This is a genomic window from Faecalibacterium sp. OF04-11AC (assembly GCF_003460645.1).
GTDB classification, from domain to species: domain Bacteria; phylum Bacillota; class Clostridia; order Oscillospirales; family Ruminococcaceae; genus Faecalibacterium; species Faecalibacterium prausnitzii_I.
The window spans coordinates 1-23,459 of record NZ_QTVP01000035.1; the positions used below are offsets into that span (position 1 = coordinate 1).

Here is a 23,459-nt window from a genome sequence, read left to right on the forward strand (position 1 = left end):
ATTTTTTGTCAAGCTCTTTTTTTAGAAGCTTTTGAACTTTCTGAACTTGGATGTTTCAAAATCTCTCAAATCTCTTTGGGATTTCTTAACGTCTATTGGTTCTTTTCAAAGGCTTCCTGCCGAGGCTTTGGAAGTCATTCTTTTGCCTCAGCGCTTGGCGCTCAAGTATAATACCACACACCGGGCCTCTTGTCAACACTTTTCTGCTGCTTTTTTCAAGTTTTTTCTGTTTTCTTCCAAAACAATCGCAAACGGGCAGGTTTCGACCCCTCCGCTTCGGCCACGGCCTCAGCGTCTCCCCTTTGCCAAGGGGAGACGGGCCTTGCAGTTTTCCGGGGAGTGTTATATTATATAATTACATTATATAGGCAAGGAGGCCGCTCACCCATGATTTTGACCGTCAACATTGGCAATACCCATATCACCATCGGCGGATATGAAAAAGACAGCCTGAAATTCTGCGGGCGTCTCCATTCCGACATTGCCTGCACCGCAGATGAATACGCCATCCGGCTGGTGAATCTGCTCTCCCTTTATCATGTCTCTCCCGCCCAGATCGAGGGCGGCATCCTGGGCAGTGTGGTCCCCGCCCTGACAGGGCAGGTGCTGGCCGGGTTGCGGATGCTCTGCAGTGCCCGCATCCTGACCGTCGGGCCCGGGCTGAAAAGCGGCATCAAGCTGCGGCTGGACAACCCTGCCCAGCTGGGTGCAGAGCTTCTCTGCGGCGTGGTCGCTGCCCTTGCGGAATGCCCCGGCCCGCTGGCCGTCATCTCAGCCGACACCGCCATCTCCATCATGGGCGTCAACGCCAAGCAGGAGCTGGTGGGCGGTGCCATCCTGCCCGGGCCGCAGCTCTCTCTGGCCTCTCTGGTGCAGAAGACCGCCCAGCTGCCCCAAATCGATCTCTCGGCCCCGGCTCCCGCCTCTGTTCTGGGCAAAAACACAGCCTCCTGTCTCCAGAATGGCTTTGTACTGGGCACCGCCGGGCTGTTGGACGGCCTGGCCGACCGCTTCCGCGCCGAGCTCGGCCCCGAGGCGAAATTCTATGCTACCGGCAGTCTGCCCCGCTCCATCCGGGAGGCCTGCCGCACCCCCATCCATTACCGGGAAACTCTCATCACCGACGGCCTGTACCAGATCTGGCTGCGGAACCGGAAAGGCTGAAACTTGCCGAACGGTTTTGTTTGCATTTTTCCGCGGCATGTGCTATACTATATTGCACTGGCAGATGTCAGTGCATTGTGCGATCGTAGCTCAGCTGGATAGAGCGTTCGGCTCCGACCCGGAAGGCCAGAGGTTCGAATCCTCCCGGTCGCACCAAATCCCCCGGAACAGAAATGTTCCGGGGGATTTTTGTTTCTGCCAAGAATCCCAAAATCATCTTGCAAAAGTCGGATCCTGCCTTATAATAGAGGTTGCCCCGGTGTGCGCGGGCAAAGCTTTGGGTTTAGGAAAATAGGAATTAAGAAGCTATGAAATCGAATACCAAAACGCTGACGGAGGGCCCTCTGGCCAAACAGATCCTCCTGGTCAGCCTGCCGCTGGCCCTCTCCAACCTGCTGCAGGTGCTGTTCAACATGTCCGACGTGGCGGTCGTAGGCCGCTTCGCGGGCTCCACGGCACTGGGCGCGGTGGGTTCCACCAGTATCTTTGTTACCCTGTTCACAGGCTTTCTCATTGGCCTGAGCAACGGCATCAATGTGCTGGTGGCCCGGTTCTACGGTGCCAGGCACCCGAACGATGTCCACAAGACCGTTCACTCCGCCCTCATCGTCAGCATCATTGCAGGCGTGGTCCTGCTGCAGGTGGGCCTGCTGGGCTCCCCCGCTCTGCTCCGGCTGCTGAACACCAAGGAAGACCTGCTTCCCGGTGCCATCCTCTATCTGCGGGTGTATTTCCTGGGAATGCCCGCCCTGGCGCTGTTCAACTTTGGCAATGCCATTTTCAGTGCCATTGGCGAGACAAAAAAGCCTCTGATCTATTTGAGCACCGCCGGTGTACTGAACATCCTGCTCAACCTGTTCTTCGTCATCGTCTGCCAGTTGAACGTGGTCGGTGTGGCGCTGGCCTCGGCCATTTCCCAGTGCGTTTCCGCCGCGCTCATCCTCCACGCGCTGACAAAAGTAGAGGACTGCTATGCGCTGGATTTCAAAGCCGTCAAGCTGGACCCCGCCATGACCAAGAGCATCCTGCGCTGGGCCTGCCCGCCGGGTTCCAGAACGCCATCTTTGCCATCGCCAACCTCTTCATTCAGGCAGGCGTCAACTCGTTTGACTCCCTCATGGTCAAGGGCAACTCTGCCGCCGCCAATGCCGACGGCATGATCTACGACGCCATGGCCGCGTTCTACATGGCCTGCGCCAGCTTCATGAGCCAGAACTACGGTGCCGGCAAACCCGACCGCGTGCGGAAGAGCTACTTCATCGCGCTGGCCTACTCGTTCGGCGTGGGTCTGGTGCTTGGCGGCAGCCTGTTCCTGTTTGGCCGGGAGTTCCTGGCCCTCTTCACCACGGAAGCCGCTGTGATCGACGCCGGGATGAAGCGTGTGCAGGTAATGGGTCTGGCTTACTGCATCTCCGCCTTTATGGACTGCACGATCGCCGCCTCCCGCGGCCTGGGCAAGACCGTTGTACCCACCGTTATCGTCATCATGGGTTCCTGCGTGTTCCGGGTGATCTGGGTGTACTCCATCTTCGCTCACTTCCACACCATTCCCTCGCTCTACCTGCTCTACCCCTGCTCCTGGGCACTGACGGCCATTGCCGAGATCATCTACTTCGTCCACTGCTACCGCGATTCCATGAAACTCTTCCACGAGCCTGTCACCGTGCAGGCCTGACCCCGATAAGACACCAAAAGGCAGATGCCGCATGTTCTGTGCAGCATCTGCCTTTTTCTTATCCTGCTTTCTCCTGCTTTTAAACTTTGACCTCTCCGGCCAGCACCCGCTTATAGTCCTCATAGTTGCGGGCCAGCAGGGCGGGCGTATCCAGCCCGTAGGGGCATTTTGCCTTGCACTGGTTGCAGTGCAGGCAGCCCTCGATCTTTTTCATCTTGGCCTGTCCTGCCGGGCTGAGATGCTCTGCCGAGGGCGAACGCCGCAGCAGCAGGGACATGCGGGCGCAGTTGTTGATCTCAATGCCCGCCGGGCAGGGCATACAATAGCCGCAGCCACGGCAGAACTCGCCGCAGAGCTCGGCACGGTCGTGGTCGATGACGGCTTTCAATTCCTCGTTCATCCGGGGCGGGTTGTCGATGTAGGAAAGGAACTCATCCAGCTCTTTCTCTCGCTGGACGCCCCAGATGGGCAGCACGCCGTCGTACTGTGCCTCAAAAGCATAGGCTGCCGCGCTGTTGGTGATGAGGCCGCCGGAGAGGCCTTTCATGGCAATAAAGCCCATCTCATGCTCCTTGCAGGCGTTGACGAGCTCCAGCTCCTGCTCGCCGGAGATATAGCTGAACGGGAACTGCAGCGTCTCGTACAGGCCGCTCTCAATGGCCTCGCGCGCCACTGAGAGACGGTGGTTGGTGATCCCGATGTGGCGGATCATCCCTTTTTCCTTGGCCTCCAGCGCCGCCTCGTACAGGCCGGAGCCGTCGCCGGGCTTGGGGCAGAACGCCGGGTTGTGGAACTGGTACAGGTCCACATAATCCGTCCGCAGGTTGGTCAGGGAGGTGTGCAGGTCTTTCCAGAAGTCTTCCGCATTCTGTGCCGCCGTCTTGGTGGCAATGTACACCTCGCTGCGGATGCCGTCGAATGCCTCGCCCAGCTTGACCTCGCTGTCGGTGTAGGCCCGGGCTGTATCAAAGAAGCGGATGCCTGCCTTGTAGGCCTTGCGGGCCAGTGCCACCGCATCCTCCTGGGAAATGCGCTGGATGGGCAGCGCGCCAAAGCCGTTTTTGTTCACCGTAATGCCGGTGCGGCCCAAAGTGACCATGTCCATATACGGAAACCTCCTGTTTCGCAAAATACTCTCTGGGTTTATTATAAAACGACGTTCTTTCCGGCGCAAGATGCAAAAGCCGCCCACCGAAAAGTTCCGGTGAGCGGCTTCGTTCTTTTTGTTTACTGATAATCGTGGTTGAGGAACATCGCCTTGATCTGGACGATCTCGTCGTATTCCTCCTGCTCCACCTGCACGTCAGCGTTGACCTCCCGCAGGCGGTTCTTCACGGCTTCCAGCGCCTCGGGCACGGTGACGGCACGGCCCTCCTCCACGGCGTCCATCATCTGCTTGAGGACGACAGGGTGGGCATACTGGCCGGGCACCGGGAACGTGCCATGCGGGTAAGGCTTGAGGTAATCCGCCATGGCCGCTTCCGCTTTCTCCGCCCGCTTCATGATGGCGCTGTTGTTGTTCCGGGCAGTGGGCATCATGTTGTAGCTGGAGAAGAGGAAGATGGCCGCAAAGCCAAACAGGGCAAAGTAAATGCCGTAGTTGCCGCTGTGGGTCAGGAGCGAGTGGATGCCGTAAGCCGCCGCCACCACGCCGAACAGGCTGATGATGAGGGCCACATACTTATACACCGGCTTGCTCTTGAGCTGGGCACGCTTCCGGCGCTCGGCCGCGCTGAGCTCTTCGGCGATCTCGGGCTTTGCCTCCAGGTACTCTTTGGCCTTTTTCAGCACGGTCAGGCTGTGCTGGGCATCCTTGGAGAGCTCCGGCAGTTTGCGGGCGGCCTTTTCGGCCTCCTTTTTCTCCAGCACCTGCTCACCGGCCGCGCTCAGCAGCTTGATCTGCGGCTGCTCCTTGGCCAGCAGAGCCAGCAGGGCGTCCACATCCCGCTCGTCCTTGAAGTTGCACTGCTTCTGCTTGCCGCCGTCGTACTCGACAACAAGGTACGCCATAGAGGCGAACATTCCCTTGCCGGTAAAACCACCCGAGCTCATGGCTACCCGCTTGAACACGCGGGTGATGCTGCCATAGGGCAGGTAGTAGCGGCGGTCAATGTAAAAGCTGTTGAGGTAGAGCGCCTTTTTGCCGACGCCGCAGGGGCCGATTTTCCGGCAGGCCTTTTTATCCTCCTCCAGCTCGTGTGCGTCCAGACGGGCCAGACCCAGTTGTGCAGGTTTGAAGATCATACCGATTCCCTTCTTTGCTTTTGTTTTCCCCATTTTCCCACTGCGGGGGATAAATTGCAAGCTTTTTTGAACAAAAAGGCCGACCGCTGGGGTCAGCGGTCGGCCTTTGCCTTAACGAAGAAGTGCCGCCTGGGGAATGGGTTATGCGGTCTTCTTAGCAGTGTGCTTCTTAGTTGCATGCAGGAAGATGGCCAGCATTGCAATTGCGAAGATGACGCCGATGGGGTAAGCCACTGCAGTGTTGTAGATGGTTGCGCCCTCAGCCGTCTTGGAGTTCAGCAGGCTGCCCAGGCACTCGGGAGCCAGGATGAAGTAGGTGCTGGAAACAGCGCTCATAAAGGTTGCGGGCACTGCGGTGATCCAGTAGTTCTTCTTCTCCTGGAACAGGTACATGGAAGCTGCCCACAGGACGATCATAGCCAGGGTCTGGTTGGTCCAGCTGAAGTAACGCCAGATCACGGTGTAGTTGATGAAGCCCATTGCATTGCCGATGCCCAGGAAAGCGCCGACACCCAGAACGGGGACGCAGAGCTTCAGGCGGTTTGCGTAGCTGTCCTGATCGATCTTGAACCAGTCGGCCAGGGTCAGACGAGCGGAACGGAACGCGGTATCACCAGAGGTGATGGGGCAGATGACAACGCCGATCATTGCCAGTGCAATGCCGACGCCGCCCATGGTCTTGGAGCAGACGTCGTAGATGGCGGCGGACTGGCCCTCAGCCAGAGCAGCTGCCAGACCGGTGTTCAGGCCGCCGGTGATCTCGTACAGAGAGCAGCCAGCTGCGGCCCAAATCAGAGCAATGATACCCTCGCAGACCATTGCGCCGTAGAAGACGAAGTGGCCCTGCTTCTCACTCTTCATGCAGCGAGCCATCAGAGGCGACTGAGTGGAGTGGAAACCGGAGATAGCGCCGCATGCCACAGTGATGAACATGAAGCTCCAGATGGGGGTGCCCGACGGATGCATGGAACCAAAGTGATCCCAGATCTCGGGGATGGTGTATGCGGGGTTGGTGAAGATGCCGAAGATGACGCCGACTGCCATGATGATCAGGCAGATACCGAAGATGGGGTAGATCTTGCCGATGATGGCATCAATGGAGATAAAGGTTGCGATGAAGTAGTAGACCAGGATGATGATCAGCCAGAACAGGGTGGTGGTCAGCATACCAGACATGCCGCTGTTCTTGCACAGGGTCACGATCAGGCCTGCGGGGCCGACTGCGAACACGGTACCGACCATGATCAGCAGCACGACGGAGAAGACACGCATGATGTTCTGCATCACAGGGCCAAGGTACTTACCAGTGATCTCTGCGATGGAGCCACCGTCATTACGCTCGCTCATCATGCCAGAGAAGTAATCGTGGACGCCACCTGCAAAGATGGTGCCAAAGGTGATCCACAGGAACACCACAGGGCCCCACAGAGCGCCCTGCAGAGCACCGAAGATCGGGCCCAGGCCAGCGATGTTCAGCAGCTGGACGAGGAACAGCTTCCACTGCGGCATCACGACGTAGTCAACGCCATCGTTGATGCGGACAGCAGGAGTTTCACGGTCGTCCGGTCCGAACGTGTTGTCAACGATCTTGCCATAAACAAAATAGCCAATGATCAGGATCGCCAGACAGAGTAAGAAACTAATCATACCAGAAACCTCCTTTTAGATTCCCGTCCGGCAGGCCCCATTCCACCCGCCGTCGGGATCAATCTCTGGCTTCATGTTAACACATTTTTCATAATGCGGATAATATCTATCTGGTATAACCGCTATATCAAAAAATATATAGCGTTTCATCGTCTTTTGGTGGAATCATCTCGTTTTTGACGTTTTCTCGTTCAAAAGTTGTTCATAATTTTCCACTGCTTTTTTCCGGGAATGCATCAGATCTTTGCTGCCAAAAATTTCAGCACATTTTTGTACAGATTGCTCAACGTTTTAAATTTCCGTTGTTCTATCGCCAATTTTTCAGAGTTTTTTCACTTTACAGTCTGGGCCGCCTCCTTGTGAAGCAGCTCAATAAAGGCCCGTTCCTCCGGGCGGAGAGCACTTTTGTCCGGGTAAACCATCACATCCCGCATCTTCTGGTGCTGGGCCGGGCACTTTTTGAGCACCAGATGGAACTGCTCCAGTGCCCGCCGGGGCATGGGCGAAGCCCACATATAGGCCGTAGGCATCCGCTGCAGGATCGAGAACTGGCTGCACCGCTCATACACATGCACCCGGCGGCGGTCATTGACATGCCAGCGGATGCCGTCGCCGCCGTCCTCGCCGGGCAGCTGGAAATCATCGTGGAGGATCTCCACATACTGGTTCAACTCCGAAAGGTCGTGGATCTCCCGGCTGGCCAGCGGGCCGTCCTGATTGGTGAGCAGGTAGTACTCAAAATCCATGATGGGCTCCATCTTGAGCCCGCGGCGGGTGCAGTAATAATTGTAATGGTCCGCGTCCTCAATGGCATACCGCAGCAGCGCCAGGTGATACCCCCGGCGCAGCACAAAATCCAGCGCCTCCATGGAACCGCCCTCCCGGATATGGATGCGCAGCTGCTCCACCCCGGCTGCCCGTTCCAGGAGATCCACCGCGGCATAGGACGCATAGGTGGCATGGGGGATCATGACTCGCAGCTCGGTACAGCGCTTCTGCTCCTCCTGCACGCCCTGGTCCAGGCGGTCCACCTCTTCCAGGATACGGGCGGCCTGCTCAATGAAATGCCGCCCCTGCTCCGTGGGGATCATACCGGTAGACGAGCGCTCAAAAATGCGCAGGTGATATTCTTCTTCCAGATTTTTCAGCGCCTTGCTCACATTGGGCTGGGCCGCGTACAGCTGCTTGGCAGCAGCGCTCACCGAGCCCCACTTCATGATGGCTACCAGATATCGCAGTTCGGTAATGTTCACGCTTTCCTCTCCTTGGCCCTTGGCAATAAAATTTGGTTTTATTGTACCAGCCGCCGCAACGCTCTGTCAAGGAAAAGCAATTGACGCCCCTCCCGCTCCGCTTTATAATAGGGTATAAAAAGGAGGGAGCCGCCATGGAAACTTACCGCGTCCTGCGGATCGAGGAGCAGCTGTACGGCTGCGAGGAGCTGCCCGAGGGCCAGCCTGTCCTCTGTGACGTTCTGCTGGAAAACGCCGCCGGGGAACGCCGGGTCCTCCCCTACCCGGATGCAGAGCTCACGGCCCTTGACATCAACGAGGGCGATACCATCGCCCTGACCGACCATAAACTCAGCAAAGTGAAGTAAAACAGCAAGGAGTTTTTATGCACTGTGTCTATTTTGCCCGCCACGGCGAGACCGTCTGGAACGTTGAAAATAAGATCTGCGGCATGACCGACAGCCCCCTGACCGAAAAAGGCCGGGCACAGGCCGCTCAGCTGGGCGAAGCCGTCAAAAACAGCGGCATCGTCCTTGACGAAATTTTGTACTCTCCCCTCTCCCGCGCCGCGGATACCGCACTGGCCGTGGCGGCTGTCACCGGCCTGCCCGCGCGGGTGGAGCCCCGCCTGCGGGAACAGTGTTTCGGCCGCTTTGAGGGCACCTCGCCCCGCAACAGCCCGGAGTTCACCGCCGCCAAAATGCAGTTTGCCGACCGCTACACCGACGGCGAAAGTATGCTTCAGCTGGCCCAGCGCATCTACAACCTGCTGGACGAGCTCAAACAGGACGACAAGACCTATCTTCTTGTGGCCCACAACGGGATCGCCCGGGTGGTGGAGTCCTATTTCCACAACATGACCAACGCGGAGTACGCGGCGTTCGGCATCAAGAATTGTGAGCTGCGGAAGTTTGATTTTGACGCGTAACAAGAAAGAAGCGAAAGAGGTTTCCCAATGGGAGCCTCTTTCGCTTTTTTCTCAGACGTTCCGGTAATGGAACACTTTATCTTTGGTGATGAACATATACACCGTGACCGCCAGTGCGGCCAGCTCTGCCGCTGTAACAGCAAGCCAGACGCCCTCGATCCTGAGCACCATGGGCAGCAGGATGACTGCCGCCAGCTGGAAGAGCATGGTGCGGAGGAACGAGATCAGCGCACTGGTCACGCCGTCGCCCAGGGCCGTGAAGAACGAAGAGCCGTAGACGTTGAAGCCCATGATGAGGAAACTCAGGCCATACACGCGGAAGGCATGGCTGGTCAGCTCCAGCAGCTCTGCATCATAGCCCACAAAGATCTTTGCCACATAGGGGATGATGAGCATGGACACTGCCGTCATGATGACCGCTACCACGCCGATGAGCCGCAGACTCTTGGTATAGAGATTATGCACCTCGGCATGATTCCGGGCACCGTAGTGGTAGCTGACGATGGGAGCGCTGCCCACGGCATAGCCCACGAAGACCGCCACAAACAGGAACGCCGCGTACATGATGACGCCATAAGCCGCCACACCGTTCTCGCCTGCAAAGCGGAGGAGCTGGTAGTTGTAGAGGATGTTGACCAGTGACATGGAAAGATTGGTCATCAGCTCGGAGGAGCCGTTGATGCAGGCCGCTTTGAGCACGCTGCCGTGGAATTCCGTTTTGCCCAGATGCAGGCGGCTGGTGGTCTTATGGTCCAGGAAATAGAACACCGGCAGCACGCCGCCCACGATCTGGCTGATGAACGTTGCAACGGCAGCGCCCTCCACGCCCCAGCGGAGCCAGCCCACCAGCACGACGTCCAGCACCATGTTGGTGCAGCCTGCACCCACCGTGAACCAGAACCCCAGTGTCGGTTTTTCCGCCGTGACAAAGAAACTCTGGAACATGTTCTGTAAAATAAAGGTGGGCACGCTGACCATCAGCACCCGGCCATACCGGACGGCGAAATCCAGCATCTCGCCCTTGGCACCCATCAGGATCGCCACCGGGCGGAGGATGAACAGGCCCAGCACCGAGAGCACCACGCCAGCAAGGAACGCCGCCAGGACAAACAGACTGAAATAGCGGTTCGCCTTGTCCTCGTCCCCCTCGCCCAGGGTGATGCCCACAATGGCGCTGCCGCCGGTGCCCAGCATAAAGCCCACCGTGCCAATGAGCATGGGCAGCGGCATGATCAGGTTGACCGCTGCAAAGGCTGTTTTGCCCACAAAGTTGGAGACACACAGACCGTCCACGATACCATAAATGGACGTGAACAGCATGGTACCGATGCAGGGCAGCACAAAGCGCAGCAGGCGCGAATAATTGAAGTGATCGGATAATTGGATCGTTTGCTTTGCCATGAAATCTCCTTTTCCTGGTAGATACAAAAAAATGCAAAAAGGCCGGACAAGACCAGCAGCACGATGCCTGCCCTCCTCTGCTGTGTGGCTACGGCCAACACAGCCTCCGGGCAGACACTCGCTGCGGCATCTTATCCGGCCTTTCCATTACGTTGAAACAGCCCTCCGATGAGCAGAAAAGAGTATAACAAAGTTCATTTTTATTGTCAAGCTTGTTTTTTTCGTTTGTACGGCAAAAAAGCGTCTTTTCCGCTCCAAAAGCAGGTTGCAATCCGCCGTTCTCGTGTTATACTAAAGAGAAATCACTTTGTTATGGAATGCTTTTGACGTCCCCTGTACCCCACATTCTCACAGGCATTCAACATAAGCGGTGTAAGCGAGGTCAAGAGTATGAACACCCAACACAAACCCACATATATCAGCTTATTCAGCAGTGCCGGTGTCGGCTGTTATGGCTTCAAGATGGCTGGCTTTGACTGCATTGCCACCAACGAGCTGCTGGAACGGCGGCTCAACATCCAGCGCTATAATCAGAAATGCAAATACCCCGGCGGTTACATCTGCGGTGACATCACGCAGGAACAGACCAAAAAGCTCCTGTACGATCAGCTGGAGCTCTGGAAAGCCAAAGAGCACCTTTCCCGCGTGGATGTCGTCATTGCCACGCCGCCCTGCCAGGGCATGTCCATTGCCAACCAGAAAAAGACCGATACGGAAATCGTCCGGAATTCTCTTGTTGTTGAATCCATCAAGATCATTCAAAAGATCAACCCGCGCTTCTTTGTATTTGAAAACGTCCCTGCATTCATGAAAACAATCTGCACCGATCTCGACGGCACCAATAAATCCATTGCCGATGCCATTGAGCGCAGCCTGGGGCAGGAGTATTCCTATGCTGCCCGGATCATCAATTTTAAAAACTACGGGGCCTGCTCCAGCCGCCAGCGGACTGTCGTGATCGGCGTTTCTAAGGATTATGCCGATTGTATCTCCCCGCTGGAACTTTATCCGGATCTTCTTCCTGAACGGACTCTTCGGGAAGTGATCGGCGATATGCGCCCGCTTAAAACATTCGGTGAGATCGACCCCACCGATATTTACCATGCGTTCCGCATTTACCCGGAACATATGCGCGCCTGGATCGCGGATTTAAAAGAGGGACAGTCGGCGTTTGAAAACCCAGATGACAACAAAAAGCCACACCAGATCATCAACGGCGAAATCGTCATCAACAAGCAAAAGAACCACGACAAATATAAGCGCCAGTACTGGGACAAAGTCGGTCCTTGTATTCACACCCGCAACGACCTTCTTGCCAGCCAGAACACCATCCACCCCAGCGATGACCGCGTGTTCAGCATCCGCGAGATCATGCGGATGATGACGGTCCCGGATTCCTTTCGATGGGTGGATTCCGACCTTGATACACTGAATAAATTGCCTGAAAAAGAAAAGCGTGCTTTTTTAAAGAAAGAGGAGACCAAGATTCGGCAATCTCTGGGCGAGGCCGTTCCTACCGCCATTTTTCACTCCATTGCAGAAAAGATCGCGGATGCCCTGGCACACCCGCCGCTCCCGACACTTGAGATCAACAAGATCATCGCGGCCAATCGCCTGTCCGATGCTGAGGCCCTGAAAGAGTTCCTCACGGAAAATCCTCTGGACCTGGCTTTCTCTACCCTGAGCCGAATCGCAGAGCTTTCCAACACCAACCGGACGGAGACCGCCGCTTTTTTTACCAGCAAGACCCTCATTACCGAAATGATGAAGACTCTCCCCGTCTCCGAGCAGGAAACCGTCCGGATCCTGGAGCCTTCCGTCGGAGTTGGAAATTTTATCCCGTTCATCCTCAAAAAATTTGAGGGGAAGAACCTCCAGCTGGATATCGTGGATATCGACTCAGCCAGCCTGGAGCTGGCGAAAATCCTCTTACAAAAGTATCACGTTCCCGACACTTGCACCATCCGTTACATCAACGATGACTTTCTCCTTCATGATTTCCCGGACCGGTACGACTATGTGATTGGGAACCCTCCCTTTTTTAAATTAAAAGCCAGTGATCCCCGCCTCCCGCTCTACCGTCTGGAAGCAAAAAACAAGAACACCAGCAACATCTGCTCGTTTTTTCTGGAAAAATCGCTCCGCCTTGCCAAATACGTTGCGCTGGTTTTCCCCAAGTTCCTCCTCAACACGCCGGAGTTTTCCACCACCCGTGCAGAGCTGGCGCAAAAATCGGTGGATGCCATTCTGGACTTTGGCGAAAAGGGCTTCCCGGGCATTCTGGTGGAGACCATTGCCATTTTCATCAACAATCTAGCGGCCCCGGCCAACACCAAAGTTTTTTCGCTCACGCACCGGCTCCATCTCACCCAGCCACAGGCGTACATTTTTGACCCGGAGCTTCCCTACTGGATCATTTACCGGAACCAACTGTTTGACTCTGTTTGCCGAAAGCTGGATTTTGATGTTTTTGAAGTGTTCCGGGACCGCCAGCTCACCAATAAGCTCCTTTCTTCTTCCGGTGAGCTTCGGGTGCTGAAATCCCGCAACCTGAGCGATGACGGAAAAGCGATTCTGGACATTCCCGGATACGATTCCTACATTTCTTACGCTGCGGCTAAGCCCCTTTCCGTCTTCCAGTATCTCGATGCGCCCAATGTTTATCTTACCCCGAACATGACCTACAAACCGCGCATGATGAAAAAGCCTCCCCACTGTGTGGTGAACGGCTCCCTTGCCATCCTGATCCCCAAAGGCGGCATTGTCCCCACGGAAAAGCAGCTCTCGTACTTTTCCTCGGAAGAGTACCGGGCATTCTATCAGATCGCGCGGAACTTCCAGACGCGTTCTCTGAACGTGGACGCCTGCTCGGTGTTTTTCTACGGCCTGCTGCGGGACGAGGCAAAACCCGCGCCCGAAAAATTTGACACCTCCGTTCAACTTTCCTTTTTATGATCGTGTAAAGTGAGGGATGTATGATGCTGACCCAACAGTCGATCCGTGATTTTCTGGCACAGTCCGACTGTTGCGTCTGAAACCTTTGTTTTTCGATGTCTTTACGAGCATTATAATATAAACCATATAAGGAGGATGTTTATGATTGCCTTAGACTATCGCACCTTGAATCCCCGTTGGGGATATAGCGGCTTACATTTCAATTCTTGGGAAAGTTATTCATTCACCCTTGGGTATCTTTCAAACCCTGCACATCATCGGCATCTCTCTACTATTGGACAAGGAATCATTTCAATCCACGTCGAGCCTAATCACGAGCAAGACGCATGGGCCTACGAAGGTCGTATTCGTTATTACGGCACCTTACAAAGCTTGGAGCAGCACTTCCAAGACCTGAATGCCTGCTCCAGTGCTGGGAACAATGGTATCACACGCCGAATCAACTCAAATGGTTATATCACCTCTCTTGTTCAGGATTATCACTTTGTCATCTCGGGAGCTTCCGTGCACAATGTTCAGCGTCTTGTACCTCCTACTCCTGTGGACAGTATTATGGCAATTTTGTACCATCATCTCCTCTCTTCCGTGCAGTTATCCTCCGATGAAACGTCCAACTGCATGGCTGCTTTCCAGCGCGGTTATAATCTCATCATTTCCTGACGCGCAAATCTCATAGCGCAAAAAAGAGCACGCATTTGCGTGCTCTTTTTGCTGTGTTCCTTTCTTCTGTTTCACATCCCAGGCCGCCAGCCCGTGCAGTAGCGGGCGTAATCGCGGTCGGCCTGTTTGACGTAGAGCACCAGCTCCTCTTTGCCCTCCTTGTTGGTCCGCTCGCGGACCTTGGTGGGCAGGTTCTGGCGGTGGAGCAGCTCGATCTCGTCGTTCAGCTCCTCTTCGGTCTCAAATACATCCAGCTCTGTCCAGTGGGTGGCAAAGAGCCAGAATTTTGCCAGCGTCTCATTCATCTTCGTTCTCCTTTTGGGCCTCTTCGGCCTCCGGCGCGGGCGGCGTCAGCCGGTAAAACGGCGCGATGGCGTTGGCGTCGCCATGGCGCACAATGGAATAGGTAATGTCGCAATAAGGCTGGATGGCCGTGCTCTTCTCCACCGTGGAGATGAGCAGCACCTGCAATTGCAGGCGGCGGAACAGCTCCATCATGGGGCGGATGCGGTCGCTGGTCATCTTGCTGAATGCCTCGTCCAGCAGCACCAGCCGGATGCTGTTCTCGCTCTTCTGGTAAATTTGCAGCAGGCTGGCGCAGATAGCCACATAGAACGGGGCCTGGTTCTCGCCGCCGGAGGAATCTCGGCTGACACGGGAGAGATAGGCCTGCTGGCCGGACACTGTGTTGGTAACTTTGATGTCGTAATCCAGATAGGTGCGGTAATCCACATAGTCCGAGAGGGTGACGCCCTCGGGGCGGCGGCCCTCCTGCCGGGCGCGGGTATTCTCGTCCACATCGGCCATGATCTTTTCCATCAGCTCGTCCACCTGACGCTCGTAAACGGGGTCGGCGGTGGCGGCGATGTTGTCCAGCGAATCGGAATCGGTCATCTGCTGGTTGCCTTTGTCCACAATGACCTGATAGAACGCCGCCAGCTGGGGGTCCCGGCTGGGTTCCAGCTCAAAGCGGTAGACTTCTTCGCCGTAGGTCAGCTGCTCCATCACCTTGTTCAGCTCCCGGAACTGCCGCCGGGCGTTGAAGATATCGTCTTTCATCCGGAAGAGGATGTCCTTGCGGAAGCGGTCCTTGCAGTCTTTCTGGGCCTGCTCGAGGCGGGCGGCGTACCGCTCCAGGTCAATGCGGACCAAGCTCTCGTACTGGGCACGGTACTGCTCTACCCCCGCAAGGCCCAGCGGATAATCGCAGACGTACCGCTCGTTGTAGGCTTTCTGGGCAGGCTCCAGCGTCCCGGTCAGGTAGAGCTGCAACGCCTCGTCCAGCTTGGTCTGGGCCTTTTCGGCGGCCTGTGCCACGGCACGGTCGGGCTTTGCCTTGTCCGGGCCGGAGAGGGCCGCCCAGCGCTCCCGGGCCAGCGGCTCCAGCAGCGGATACTTTGCAAAGAATGCATTGGCGGCATCGGCGCTGGTCTGCGCTGTCTCCACCGCTTTTTTCCGCTCGGCTTCGCAGGAGGCCAGCTGCTTCTGGCAGACGCGGATGTCCCCGCCCACCTGCTCCACGGCAGCGCGGGCAGCGTCCCAGGCTTTCTCCCGGGCTTCTTCCTCTTTGTAGAGCTGCTGGAGCATGGGGTTCTCCCGGCAGTCGGCCAGCTGCTGCTCCTGCGCCGTGTAGGCCTGCCGGGCGGCGGTCAGGGCCGCGCGGCTGTCCCACAAAGCGCCAAGCTCCTCCAGCGTCTTGCCCCGCAGGGCGTTCTGGTACTGGTCATAGGCCACTTTCAGGGTCTTTTCGGTCTGCTCGGCGGTGCGGCGGCGCTCGGCCAGTGCCTCCAGCTCGGCGGTCAGGGCCTCGGCGCGGGTGCGGCGGGCATCCAGACCAATATACCGCTGGGGCGTGCGGAGACGTTCCAGCCGGAACGGGTGGTGGCGGAGCAGATCACGGGTAGCGCTGTCCGGGTACTGTTCCAGCGTATCCGGTGTGTCACAGCAGACGATGCGGCCCAGAATGGTCTCCGCGTACTGGGCGGCCAGCGGGTTTTCACTGGTGACCTGCGCGGCCAGACTGTCCGGGGCGATCTTGTCCGTCCGGCGGTTGGCCTTGCGGATGCCCGGGGTATCCAGCAGGCTGATGGGCCCAACTTTCTCTTTCAGGGCCACAAAGGCACTCTTGGCCGCCGCATAGTGGGCAGGCGGGACCAGGATATCAAAGCGGCGGTCGCCCAGGCAGGCTTCCACGCAGTCCTGCCAGCTCTCGTCCTCCACGGCCAGCAGCTCACAGAAAATTTTGGCGTCCGGCGTCATGCCACGGCTCTGCAGCTCGGCGTTGACGGCGTCCCGCACTTTTGTGGCGGCGTCGCCGTGGGGGTAGACCCACTTGCCGCCCGAGACCGCGTCCAGTTCCGCCCGTTTGGCGCCCTGCTCCCGGAGCAGGTCTGCAACCGCCTGCCGGGCCGCGAAATATTGCTCTTCCAGCGGTTTTTCCACGCCGGAAAGGGCTTCGGTCAGGCCGGGGAGCGTCTCCGCGCGGAGGGCCTCCGGCCAGAGATCTTTTTCCACGGCAAAGCCGCTGCGGGCCAGGCTCTGCAGCAGGGCTGTGACTTTGTTTGCCGCGGCTTCGGCCCCGGCAGCACGGCGGGCGGCAGCGTCCAGCGCGCTCTTTTTCCGGGCCAGCTCCTCGGTCATGGCGTCGAGAGCGGCACCCTCTCCGCTGGCAGAGGCCGCACTGTGGGCGGCCAGATAGGCCCGGCGGGCTTCGGCCTCGGCGTTTTTCTCCGCCTCATACTGGGCGTTCAGGGTTTCCAGCTGGCGGTTTCCGGCCTCCAGATGGCCCTGCCAGGTGGCATCTTCCCCGGCATCGGCAGCGGCACGGGCCAGCAGGGCCGCGCCCCGGTTCACAAGGGCGGCGGTCTCTTTTTCGGCGGCTTCCCGGCCATCGTTCACGATGGTCTCCAGCGCGGCGGCACGGGTCTGGGCTTCGGCCAGCACCGCGTGGAGGTTTTCCAGCTCCACACGGTCGCCTGCAGGGCATCCAGGTCTAATTCCGGCTGGGGCAGGATGTACTGATACAGGAATTCCCGGAAGTTGGGGATCTCGTCCATGCTGGTGCCCATCTGGAACACTTCATTGAACTTTTTGCCCAGCGGGCTGGACGCCCGGCCAATGCCCAGCGCCCGGCAGATGCGGTCCCGGGCCTCGCTGGGGCTGCGGGTATAGGAAAGCCGCCCCGTGGCGGGCTTGAAGTCTTCTTTGGCGCTGGGAGCCCCGGTGCGTGGGTCGATAAACGGCAGCTGCTCCAGCGTGCAGCCATCCTCCGAGAGGTACCAGGTCTGGTCGCCGGGGTGCAGCTCCTGCATGGGGCCCTCCGACTCCACCCGGACGGCGATGACAAAGGGCACCCGCTTGGCGGTGTCCCAGAATTCCGCGCCGATGTAGGCCACGGTGCGGCCCGGGCGGCGGTAAGCATTCTCACCGCGCTGCTTGGCGTGGACGGAGCCCTGCAGGGTGCGGCCGCTCTTTTTATTGCCCAGGGCATTGAAATTGCGGTTGGTGGTCAGGCAGTAGCGGATGGCGTCCAGAATGGTGGTCTTGCCCACGGCGTTGACGCCGATCATATAGGTCAGGCGGGCGCAATCGAACGTCACGTTCTCAAAATTGTGCCAGTTGATGAGTTTCAGGCGTTTTATTCGATCATTCTTCCACCTCCGCAGCGCCGTCCCCGTCAGGGCGTTCGTACAAAGCCAGCTCGCTCCGGGTGCGGCTGCTCTCGGCGGCGGCATCGGCCAGGTCGGCATCCGGCAGGGCCAGCAGCACCGTCGGGAAGACCTCGATCCGGCTGTCCAGCCCGCTGAGGCGGCCCACCGGCCGGGCCAGATTGTAGCGGCGCAGGGTACGCAGCAGCCGCTCCAGGGTGGGCTGGTCCAGGCGGCGAGGCAGGTTCATCTTCTGCAGCTCTGCCTGCACCTCTTCCACCGTCACCAGCACCTGATTGGCACTGGCGGAAAGGCTCTCCCGCTTTTGCAGATAAAGCAGCCGCAGCACCAGCAGCAGGATGCTCTCGTATTTCAGCAGCCGGGCCTGGCTGCCCTCATGCTCGTTGACAAGGGCCGCCGCCTGCAGCGGGGCCGGATAGAGGAGCACCACATAGCCCAGCGGCGCAAACACGGCCCGCACCTCCGGGAGATGATCCTGCACATAAAGATATTTTGCCCGCTGGTCTTCCACCCCGCCCAGCAAAAAGCAGTGGTTGAGGAGATAGTTTGCGGTTTCTTCCAACATTTTATTCGGTTCGGCCATCGTTTCCGTCCTCCCTGCGGGGTGTCAATACAAATTCTTCAAAGCGGAAGCCGCCCCGCTCCACCCACTCGCCCGTGAGGGTGATGTCATAGTCCCGCCGGGGCGATTGGGAATAGGTGTGCAGGCCGATGACCCGGGCAAAATCGTCCGGGTACTCGGCGGCCAGCGTGGACGCCGTGACCCGCGGCCGGGCGGCCAGCGCCTGCCGGGCCAGTAGCTCCACGTTTTCTTCGGTCACGGCCATCCGAGCGTAATCCAGCAGGAGCTTCTGCTCCTTTTTGAGCTGTTCCGGGTCCAGCGCGGCCTGCCGCACCGGGGCCAGCGGGGCCTCGCCGCGGGGAGCCGCCGGCGGGTAGAGGGGCTTTGCGCCAAACACCTGCACCGGGTAGAGGTGGAGCCGCGTTGCCACCGGGCCGTCATCCGGCTCAAACAGCTGGTCCGGGGTTTTGATCTCTTCTGCATAGCGGCGGAGCAGCGCCGTGACGCTGCCCTGGGCCGAGCGGTCGCTCAGGAGCAGGAACTGCGCCCGCTGCACCGCCCGCTTGCGGTAGCGGATGTGGCTGTCGTCGATCTGGCGGATGAGGCCGCTCATCTCTTCCAGCGCGTCCCGCTGCTTCTGGATGAGGGCCCGCACCCGGGGCGCGGCCTCGCCGGGGGCGCAGCGCTCCACCCGGGCATAATCCAGCGCCAGCTGGGGCAGGTACTTGTTCTCGCACTCGTCCAGCCCTTCTTCGAGGTAGGCGCGGTAATTGAAGAGGTTATCACTGGTCTTGAAGCGGTGGTACGCCGCCGCCACCACCTTTTCCTCATACTGGTCAAACAGTTCCAGCACTTCCTGCGGGGTGCGGTTGCGGGTAAGACGGTCGATGTAATGCCCGATGGACGCGTTGAGGGCCCGCAGGGATCTGTTCAGCGCTTCCAGGTCGGACGCCACCTCGTGCAGGACATTCTCGTAGGGGCTCTTTTCTTCCCCGATGCCCCGCAGCAGCTGCCAGGCTTTGTAAAGCTTGCCCGTGTAGGTGACGACGCGGGGGTTCAGGATCTCCTCCAGCGCCTCCAGCAGCGGCGTCACCTCGGGCACAAAGGCGAGGGTGGGCTCTTCCTCATAGCTGCCGGGCTGCTCTTCCAGCCAGCCGGTGCGACGGAGGCGGAGCAGAAAGCCCAGCGCCAGCAGATGGGGGTCCCGGGTGGGCTGCTCGTCCTCATCCCCCGCCCCATCGGCATCCAGCGCCAGCGGCTTTGCCACAGCGGCAAAGTAATCCTCCGCCCGGGAGACGGCTTCCGCCCGGGAGAGGCTGTAATCCGCCGTGTGGCGGCACTCCTCCCACAGCAGGAGCAGCAGCTCCGCATAATAGGCCCTGTTTGGCCCCGCCAGCGGGCGGAAAAGCTTGGGGCTGACCAGTTCAAACAGCTGCATCAGAAGCTTCCTTTCTTTCGATAAAATCCAGTTTTTATTGTACCACATTTGCCACGCTTTTGCCATAACGACAAAAAGCCCCGGGGAGCGGGGTGCTCCTCGGGGCGGGGTGCGGTTCAATTATTTTACTGAGGGAGCTTGTTGATGTCAATTTCCATCTTGAAGCCAAACGCGGCGTAGGTCTTGCCGTTGATCGTTTTGGCCGCAACACCAAGACCTGTCACTTTGCAGCCCATCGTCTCATATTTTTTCAGCATCTCATTTATTTCTTTAATATCTTCAACAGGAATATCAGCCGATTTCAATTGTGCCAACATTTCCGGCGTAATTTCCATTACGGTATAATAATTATAATTATCGTTTGCATCAGCACCCGGAATCGGCATTGCAATCATAATTTGATACTTAGCTTCATCTACAGTAATGCAGTGATCTTCAAAATCTTTTTCGTAGAATTTTCCGTCTTTGACATATCCAAGAGCGGTCTGTGCCAGTTTCTTTGCTTCAGCATCATTGGTCTTTACGCCAAAAGCCTGACTATAAACCGCAAAAACAGCATCTTCTACTTCAGTCGCAAAGCTCTTGGAACCACCACCGCCGCCACCGCAGGCGGTCAGCATTGCCATTGCCATAACGCCCACCAGAATGAGCGCCACGAGTTTTTTGAACTTTTTCATAAAATTGCCTCCTCACAAATTGTGTAACTTTGGGTTGAACTTATTTTACCCCCCCCCGAATGTTTTTGTCAATTTGCAAATCAGCTGAAAACAATTTCGTTTTTTGGTAATTTCGTTCAATCAATCCTTTCGAAATAAAAAAGCACGGGCCAACCGAACAGCTGTTGCTGCTCTGCTGGCCCGCGAGGCGCTCCCCTATTTCCAGAGCGGTGCTTTGCAACGCGCTGCGGCTCTGGCAATCTTCCGGGGCCTGTGCCGGTGCGTAAACGAGTACGCGCGGGCAAACCCCTCAAAATTAAGTTGATTTTAGCACACACTGCGCAAAGTGTCAATAAAATTGCTGCATTTTGACATTCTTTTTTGGGAAAAATCGCCCCAAGAATTTCCGCAAATTACACAATTCTACCACGATTGTATGCTATGCTATGTTCAGAAACCAGAAGAAAGAAGCTCTCTGTGCACCGGCCCTATTTCCCGCCAGCCAGGAACCGCTTCTCTGTCCGCTGGACCTGCGTCGCAGGCATCCGGTCTGGCGGCCGACGGCACTCTGGCTGCTCCCCAGCTTTCCCGGAACGCTCCCCTCCGGGCGGCTCTCCCTCTACAAAAACTTTGCAGGCTAAACTGAAAAGCCCCCGGAACACGGTGTTCCGGGGGCTTTAAGTTTTGTGTTTAATAGCCGCGCACCGAGAAGCCGCGCTCCCAGGGGTCGGGGGCAATGTCTTTCTGGCGGATGGCGGTGATCTGGATATAATCGCTGCGCTGGATGAGGGCAAACAGTTTCAGGAATTTGACGGGGTCGCCCTGGACTTCCAGCGTGACGGAGCCGTCGTCCTCGTTTTCCACCCAGCCGGTCAGCTCCAGGCTCTGGGCCGCATACCGGGCCCGGTAACGGAAGCCCACGCCCTGCACCTGGCCCTCGATGGAATAGCGCCGCCGCACCGTGCCCTCGGGCAGAGCGGGCGGCTCCCCTTTTTTGTCTTTCAAAAATTCAAACATTGTCAACCTCCTGCTGTTGCCGCGTCTCACCGCAGGGCCCGGCAGTTTTCCAATACGCGCAAGCCTGCCCGGCCTGCCAAGGGCTCCCCTATCGGGAGCTGGCAATGCGAAGCATTGACTGAAAGGTTTTACAGCTCCTGATATGCCGTCATCAAGGCGGGGATGAACTGCTTTTTGCGGCTGACCACGCCGGGCAGGGTCCAGCTGCCGTCGGCGGCGGGCTCGATCTCAAAGCCGCTGCGGAGCATCTCGTCGGCATGGCGGCCCGCGCAGATGACCACGCTCTCCTCCTTGGGCACGTCGGTCAGCAGCATGTAGAGGTCTTCCACATTCTGCTTGTTGCGGGCCTCTTCGAGGTAGGGCTGGAGCAGTTTCTGGGCCGCCTGGAGGTTCTTGCGGGTCATGTAGCTGCCCTGTGCCACGCCAAAGCGGACATCGCCGCACATGAACACCTTGAAATCCTGCAGGAAGACTTCCTCCGCGGTCTTGCCGGCCAGATTCTCGCCTGCCTCAAACATCTCGAGGGCAAACTCGTCGATGTCCACACCCGCGATCTTGGCCAGCCGCTTGGCGGCGGCCACATCAATGGGGGTGCAGGTGGGGCTGCGGAACACCAGCGTGTCCGAGAGGATGGCTGCCAGCAGCAGGCCTGCGATCTTGGGCTCGATCTCCACGCCGTTTTCATCGTACATCTGGGTGATGATGGTGGCGGTGCAGCCCACCGGCTGGTTGCGGAAGTAAACCGGGCCGTCCGTTTCCAGGCTGCCGATGCGGTGATGGTCGATGATCTCCAGAATTTCGGCCTGGTCAAAACCCTCCACGGCCTGAGTGGCCTCGTTGTGGTCCACCAGAATAATGCGGCGCTTGCGCAGGGCAATGATGTTGCGGCGGCTGACCATGCCGCAGTATTTGCCGTCCTCATCCAGCACCGGGAAATACCGGTGGCGCACCTTGGTCATAACGCGGGTGACGTCCGACACCGGGGTGACGAGGGTGAATTTGACGATATCGTCTCTTGTCATGTAATAGGAGATGGGCGCGCACTGGCTCATCAGCTTACCGGCGGCGTAGCTGTCGCAGGCAACGGACATGATGGCCACGCCCGTTTCCTCGGCGATGCGCTGGATGGTACGGCCCACCTTGGCCCCGTTGCAGATGATGAGGAGCGAGGCCTCTTTCTCAATGGCGCAGAGCTGGCTCTCGTAGCGGTTGGTCAGGATCACGATGTCGCCTTTTTCCACGGCGCTTTCCAGCATTTCCGGGGTGGCGGTGCCGATCTTGATATGTCCCGTGGTGCAGACGGCGTTTTCGTCGCCCACCACCATGGTGCCGCCCAGCGTCTCCAGAATATTCTTATAGCTCGTGCGGCTCTTGGCCAGCACCTCGGTATCGAACACGTCCATGTTGGCGGTGGCGATATCCTTGACCGTGATGAGGCCCAGCAGCTCGTTGCCGGCGTCCGTGATGGGCAGGGTGTCGATCTGCTTGTCGCGCATGATCTCCCAGGCCTTGCGCAGGCTGGTGCTGCCGTTGATGCCGGGCATCTCACGGAAATCCACGTCCCGGATCTTGGGGTTGACATCGGTACACATCCGGGGCGGTGTGACCCCGAACTTTTTGAGCACGAATTCCGTCTCCTGGTTCATGCGGCCCGCGCGGCGCGGCTCGCAGACCAGAGAGCTGGTTTTATTCTTGAGCTCCGCATAGGCAATGGCAGAGCAGATGGAGTCGGTATCCGGGTTGCGATGCCCGATGACCACGACTTTGTGGGCTGCTTTTGGCATGGTTGTTCTTTCCCCCTTGTGGGTTGTTTCAATTTCCTTCTTCGCTTCGTGTGTGCTTGCTTTGCGCGGCCGCTCCTGCACAGCGGCTGCCGGGGAGCCGACAGGCGCTCCCTCTGCATCCCATTTTAACACAAGTGCGGGCGGGGGTAAACCGCATGGAGCGGGAGTTTTCCTTAAAATTTTGCGAGAAACTTGTATACATCTATTGTTTTTTGGAAGAGGGCGCTGTATGATTAAGTTACGATTGATACTTTACCATGCTAGCCCCTCCGTCATCGCTGGCGCGATGCCACCTCTCCCAAAGTGAGAGCCTTGGCAATCCCCGCAAGCGACACCTCTTTGCCAAGGGCTCACCCCTTGGGGAAAGACTCCCTCCGGCCGAGGGAGATGTCGCGTAAGCGACAAAAGGAGGATGCCTGTCGAGCGAA

At 57.9% G+C, this 23,459-nt stretch carries 20 protein-coding genes and 1 tRNA gene; 8 read left to right on the top strand and 13 right to left on the bottom strand.

Annotated features, from left to right (window positions below; all coding sequences use genetic code 11):
- Positions 1-387: 387 nt before the first annotated feature.
- From DXA70_RS12080 to DXA70_RS15580, 4 genes are all read left to right on the top strand, one after another.
- Entirely contained in the window at positions 388-1,164 is a 777-nt protein-coding gene (locus DXA70_RS12080) for a type III pantothenate kinase (protein WP_128118617.1), read from the top strand.
- A gap of 79 nt (positions 1,165-1,243) precedes the next feature.
- A tRNA-Arg gene (locus DXA70_RS12085) sits at positions 1,244-1,320 on the top strand.
- 152 nt (positions 1,321-1,472) lie between these two features.
- Entirely contained in the window at positions 1,473-2,324 is an 852-nt protein-coding gene (locus DXA70_RS15575) for an MATE family efflux transporter (RefSeq protein ID WP_347553565.1), read from the top strand.
- Positions 2,249-2,839, top strand: a complete 591-nt coding sequence (locus tag DXA70_RS15580; protein ID WP_347553566.1) for an MATE family efflux transporter — start codon at positions 2,249-2,251, stop codon at positions 2,837-2,839. The genes DXA70_RS15575 and DXA70_RS15580 overlap by 76 nt, the downstream gene beginning before the upstream one ends.
- 79 nt (positions 2,840-2,918) lie before the next feature.
- Here DXA70_RS15580 and DXA70_RS12095 read toward each other — a convergent pair whose 3' ends face one another.
- The 4 genes from DXA70_RS12095 to DXA70_RS12110 form a co-directional block, all read right to left on the bottom strand.
- Positions 2,919-3,944, bottom strand: coding sequence for an aldo/keto reductase (locus tag DXA70_RS12095; protein ID WP_128118618.1), 1,026 nt, complete (start codon positions 3,942-3,944; stop codon positions 2,919-2,921).
- 122 nt (positions 3,945-4,066) lie between these two features.
- Positions 4,067-5,083, bottom strand: a complete 1,017-nt coding sequence (locus tag DXA70_RS12100) for an ATPase P (RefSeq protein ID WP_128118619.1) — start codon at positions 5,081-5,083, stop codon at positions 4,067-4,069.
- A 141-nt stretch (positions 5,084-5,224) separates the two neighbouring features.
- Positions 5,225-6,730, bottom strand: coding sequence for a carbon starvation CstA family protein (locus DXA70_RS12105; RefSeq protein ID WP_128118620.1), 1,506 nt, complete (start codon positions 6,728-6,730; stop codon positions 5,225-5,227).
- A gap of 332 nt (positions 6,731-7,062) precedes the next feature.
- Positions 7,063-7,983: a LysR family transcriptional regulator gene (locus DXA70_RS12110; RefSeq protein ID WP_128118621.1), complete on the bottom strand. Its 921-nt coding sequence runs from the start codon at positions 7,981-7,983 to the stop codon at positions 7,063-7,065.
- Positions 7,984-8,117: 134 nt separating this feature from the next.
- Between DXA70_RS12110 and DXA70_RS12115 the strand changes: the two genes are divergently transcribed.
- Together DXA70_RS12115 and DXA70_RS12120 are read left to right on the top strand one after the other, a co-directional pair.
- Complete coding sequence (locus DXA70_RS12115) at positions 8,118-8,330, top strand: hypothetical protein (protein ID WP_022256814.1); 213 nt, start codon at positions 8,118-8,120, stop codon at positions 8,328-8,330.
- Between the two features lie 17 nt (positions 8,331-8,347).
- The gene (locus DXA70_RS12120; RefSeq protein ID WP_128118622.1) at positions 8,348-8,890 is read left to right on the top strand and encodes a histidine phosphatase family protein; all 543 of its coding nucleotides are present in this window, start codon (positions 8,348-8,350) and stop codon (positions 8,888-8,890) included.
- 51 nt (positions 8,891-8,941) lie between these two features.
- Here the strand turns inward: DXA70_RS12120 and DXA70_RS12125 are convergent, their stop codons facing one another.
- Positions 8,942-10,291, bottom strand: coding sequence for an MATE family efflux transporter (locus DXA70_RS12125; RefSeq protein ID WP_128118623.1), 1,350 nt, complete (start codon positions 10,289-10,291; stop codon positions 8,942-8,944).
- 390 nt (positions 10,292-10,681) lie between these two features.
- Between DXA70_RS12125 and DXA70_RS12130 the strand changes: the two genes are divergently transcribed.
- Entirely contained in the window at positions 10,682-13,246 is a 2,565-nt protein-coding gene (locus tag DXA70_RS12130) for a DNA cytosine methyltransferase (protein ID WP_128118624.1), read from the top strand.
- A 141-nt stretch (positions 13,247-13,387) separates the two neighbouring features.
- Positions 13,388-13,906 carry a hypothetical protein gene (locus DXA70_RS12135; protein WP_128118625.1) on the top strand — a complete coding sequence of 173 codons (519 nt, stop codon included), beginning with the start codon at positions 13,388-13,390 and terminating at the stop codon, positions 13,904-13,906.
- Positions 13,907-13,977: 71 nt separating this feature from the next.
- Here DXA70_RS12135 and DXA70_RS12140 read toward each other — a convergent pair whose 3' ends face one another.
- From DXA70_RS12140 to DXA70_RS12170, 8 genes are all read right to left on the bottom strand, one after another.
- Complete coding sequence (locus tag DXA70_RS12140; RefSeq protein ID WP_022257496.1) at positions 13,978-14,211, bottom strand: hypothetical protein; 234 nt, start codon at positions 14,209-14,211, stop codon at positions 13,978-13,980.
- Positions 14,204-16,873 carry an SbcC/MukB-like Walker B domain-containing protein gene (locus DXA70_RS12145; protein WP_243001379.1) on the bottom strand — a complete coding sequence of 890 codons (2,670 nt, stop codon included), beginning with the start codon at positions 16,871-16,873 and terminating at the stop codon, positions 14,204-14,206. The genes DXA70_RS12140 and DXA70_RS12145 overlap by 8 nt, the downstream gene beginning before the upstream one ends.
- Positions 16,801-17,505 carry an ATP-binding protein gene (locus tag DXA70_RS14825; protein WP_243001380.1) on the bottom strand — a complete coding sequence of 235 codons (705 nt, stop codon included), beginning with the start codon at positions 17,503-17,505 and terminating at the stop codon, positions 16,801-16,803. The genes DXA70_RS12145 and DXA70_RS14825 overlap by 73 nt, the downstream gene beginning before the upstream one ends.
- A gap of 46 nt (positions 17,506-17,551) precedes the next feature.
- On the bottom strand, positions 17,552-18,157 hold the full coding sequence (locus DXA70_RS12150) for a DUF4194 domain-containing protein (protein ID WP_128118626.1): 606 nt from the start codon (positions 18,155-18,157) through the stop codon (positions 17,552-17,554).
- Entirely contained in the window at positions 18,141-19,574 is a 1,434-nt protein-coding gene (locus DXA70_RS12155; RefSeq protein ID WP_128118627.1) for a Wadjet anti-phage system protein JetA family protein, read from the bottom strand. Before DXA70_RS12155 ends, DXA70_RS12150 begins: the two co-directional genes overlap by 17 nt.
- Positions 19,575-19,699: 125 nt before the next feature.
- Positions 19,700-20,251 carry a hypothetical protein gene (locus tag DXA70_RS12160; RefSeq protein WP_128118628.1) on the bottom strand — a complete coding sequence of 184 codons (552 nt, stop codon included), beginning with the start codon at positions 20,249-20,251 and terminating at the stop codon, positions 19,700-19,702.
- A 669-nt stretch (positions 20,252-20,920) separates the two neighbouring features.
- Entirely contained in the window at positions 20,921-21,247 is a 327-nt protein-coding gene (locus tag DXA70_RS12165) for an acylphosphatase (RefSeq protein WP_128118629.1), read from the bottom strand.
- Positions 21,248-21,375: 128 nt separating this feature from the next.
- Positions 21,376-23,031 (bottom strand): putative manganese-dependent inorganic diphosphatase, encoded by a 1,656-nt coding sequence (locus tag DXA70_RS12170; RefSeq protein WP_128118630.1) that lies wholly within the window; start codon positions 23,029-23,031, stop codon positions 21,376-21,378.
- Positions 23,032-23,459: the final 428 nt, after the last annotated feature.

Excerpts from the sequence above, each read along its gene's own strand:
- DXA70_RS12155 (WP_128118627.1), bottom strand. The coding sequence starts at position 19,574 with ATGCAGCTGTTTGAACTGGTCAGCCCCAAGCTTTTCCGCCCGCTGGCG.
- DXA70_RS15575 (WP_347553565.1), top strand. The coding sequence starts at position 1,473 with ATGAAATCGAATACCAAAACGCTGACGGAGGGCCCTCTGGCCAAACAG.
- DXA70_RS12120 (WP_128118622.1), top strand. The coding sequence starts at position 8,348 with ATGCACTGTGTCTATTTTGCCCGCCACGGCGAGACCGTCTGGAACGTT.
- DXA70_RS12160 (WP_128118628.1), bottom strand. The coding sequence starts at position 20,251 with ATGAAAAAGTTCAAAAAACTCGTGGCGCTCATTCTGGTGGGCGTTATG.
- DXA70_RS12140 (WP_022257496.1), bottom strand. The coding sequence starts at position 14,211 with ATGAATGAGACGCTGGCAAAATTCTGGCTCTTTGCCACCCACTGGACA.
- DXA70_RS12095 (WP_128118618.1), bottom strand. The coding sequence starts at position 3,944 with ATGGACATGGTCACTTTGGGCCGCACCGGCATTACGGTGAACAAAAAC.
- DXA70_RS12170 (WP_128118630.1), bottom strand. The coding sequence starts at position 23,031 with ATGCCAAAAGCAGCCCACAAAGTCGTGGTCATCGGGCATCGCAACCCG.
- DXA70_RS12150 (WP_128118626.1), bottom strand. The coding sequence starts at position 18,157 with ATGGCCGAACCGAATAAAATGTTGGAAGAAACCGCAAACTATCTCCTC.
- DXA70_RS12100 (WP_128118619.1), bottom strand. The coding sequence starts at position 5,083 with ATGATCTTCAAACCTGCACAACTGGGTCTGGCCCGTCTGGACGCACAC.
- DXA70_RS12105 (WP_128118620.1), bottom strand. The coding sequence starts at position 6,730 with ATGATTAGTTTCTTACTCTGTCTGGCGATCCTGATCATTGGCTATTTT.
- DXA70_RS12115 (WP_022256814.1), top strand. The coding sequence starts at position 8,118 with ATGGAAACTTACCGCGTCCTGCGGATCGAGGAGCAGCTGTACGGCTGC.
- DXA70_RS12165 (WP_128118629.1), bottom strand. The coding sequence starts at position 21,247 with ATGTTTGAATTTTTGAAAGACAAAAAAGGGGAGCCGCCCGCTCTGCCC.
- DXA70_RS12125 (WP_128118623.1), bottom strand. The coding sequence starts at position 10,291 with ATGGCAAAGCAAACGATCCAATTATCCGATCACTTCAATTATTCGCGC.
- DXA70_RS12135 (WP_128118625.1), top strand. The coding sequence starts at position 13,388 with ATGATTGCCTTAGACTATCGCACCTTGAATCCCCGTTGGGGATATAGC.
- DXA70_RS12130 (WP_128118624.1), top strand. The coding sequence starts at position 10,682 with ATGAACACCCAACACAAACCCACATATATCAGCTTATTCAGCAGTGCC.
- DXA70_RS12080 (WP_128118617.1), top strand. The coding sequence starts at position 388 with ATGATTTTGACCGTCAACATTGGCAATACCCATATCACCATCGGCGGA.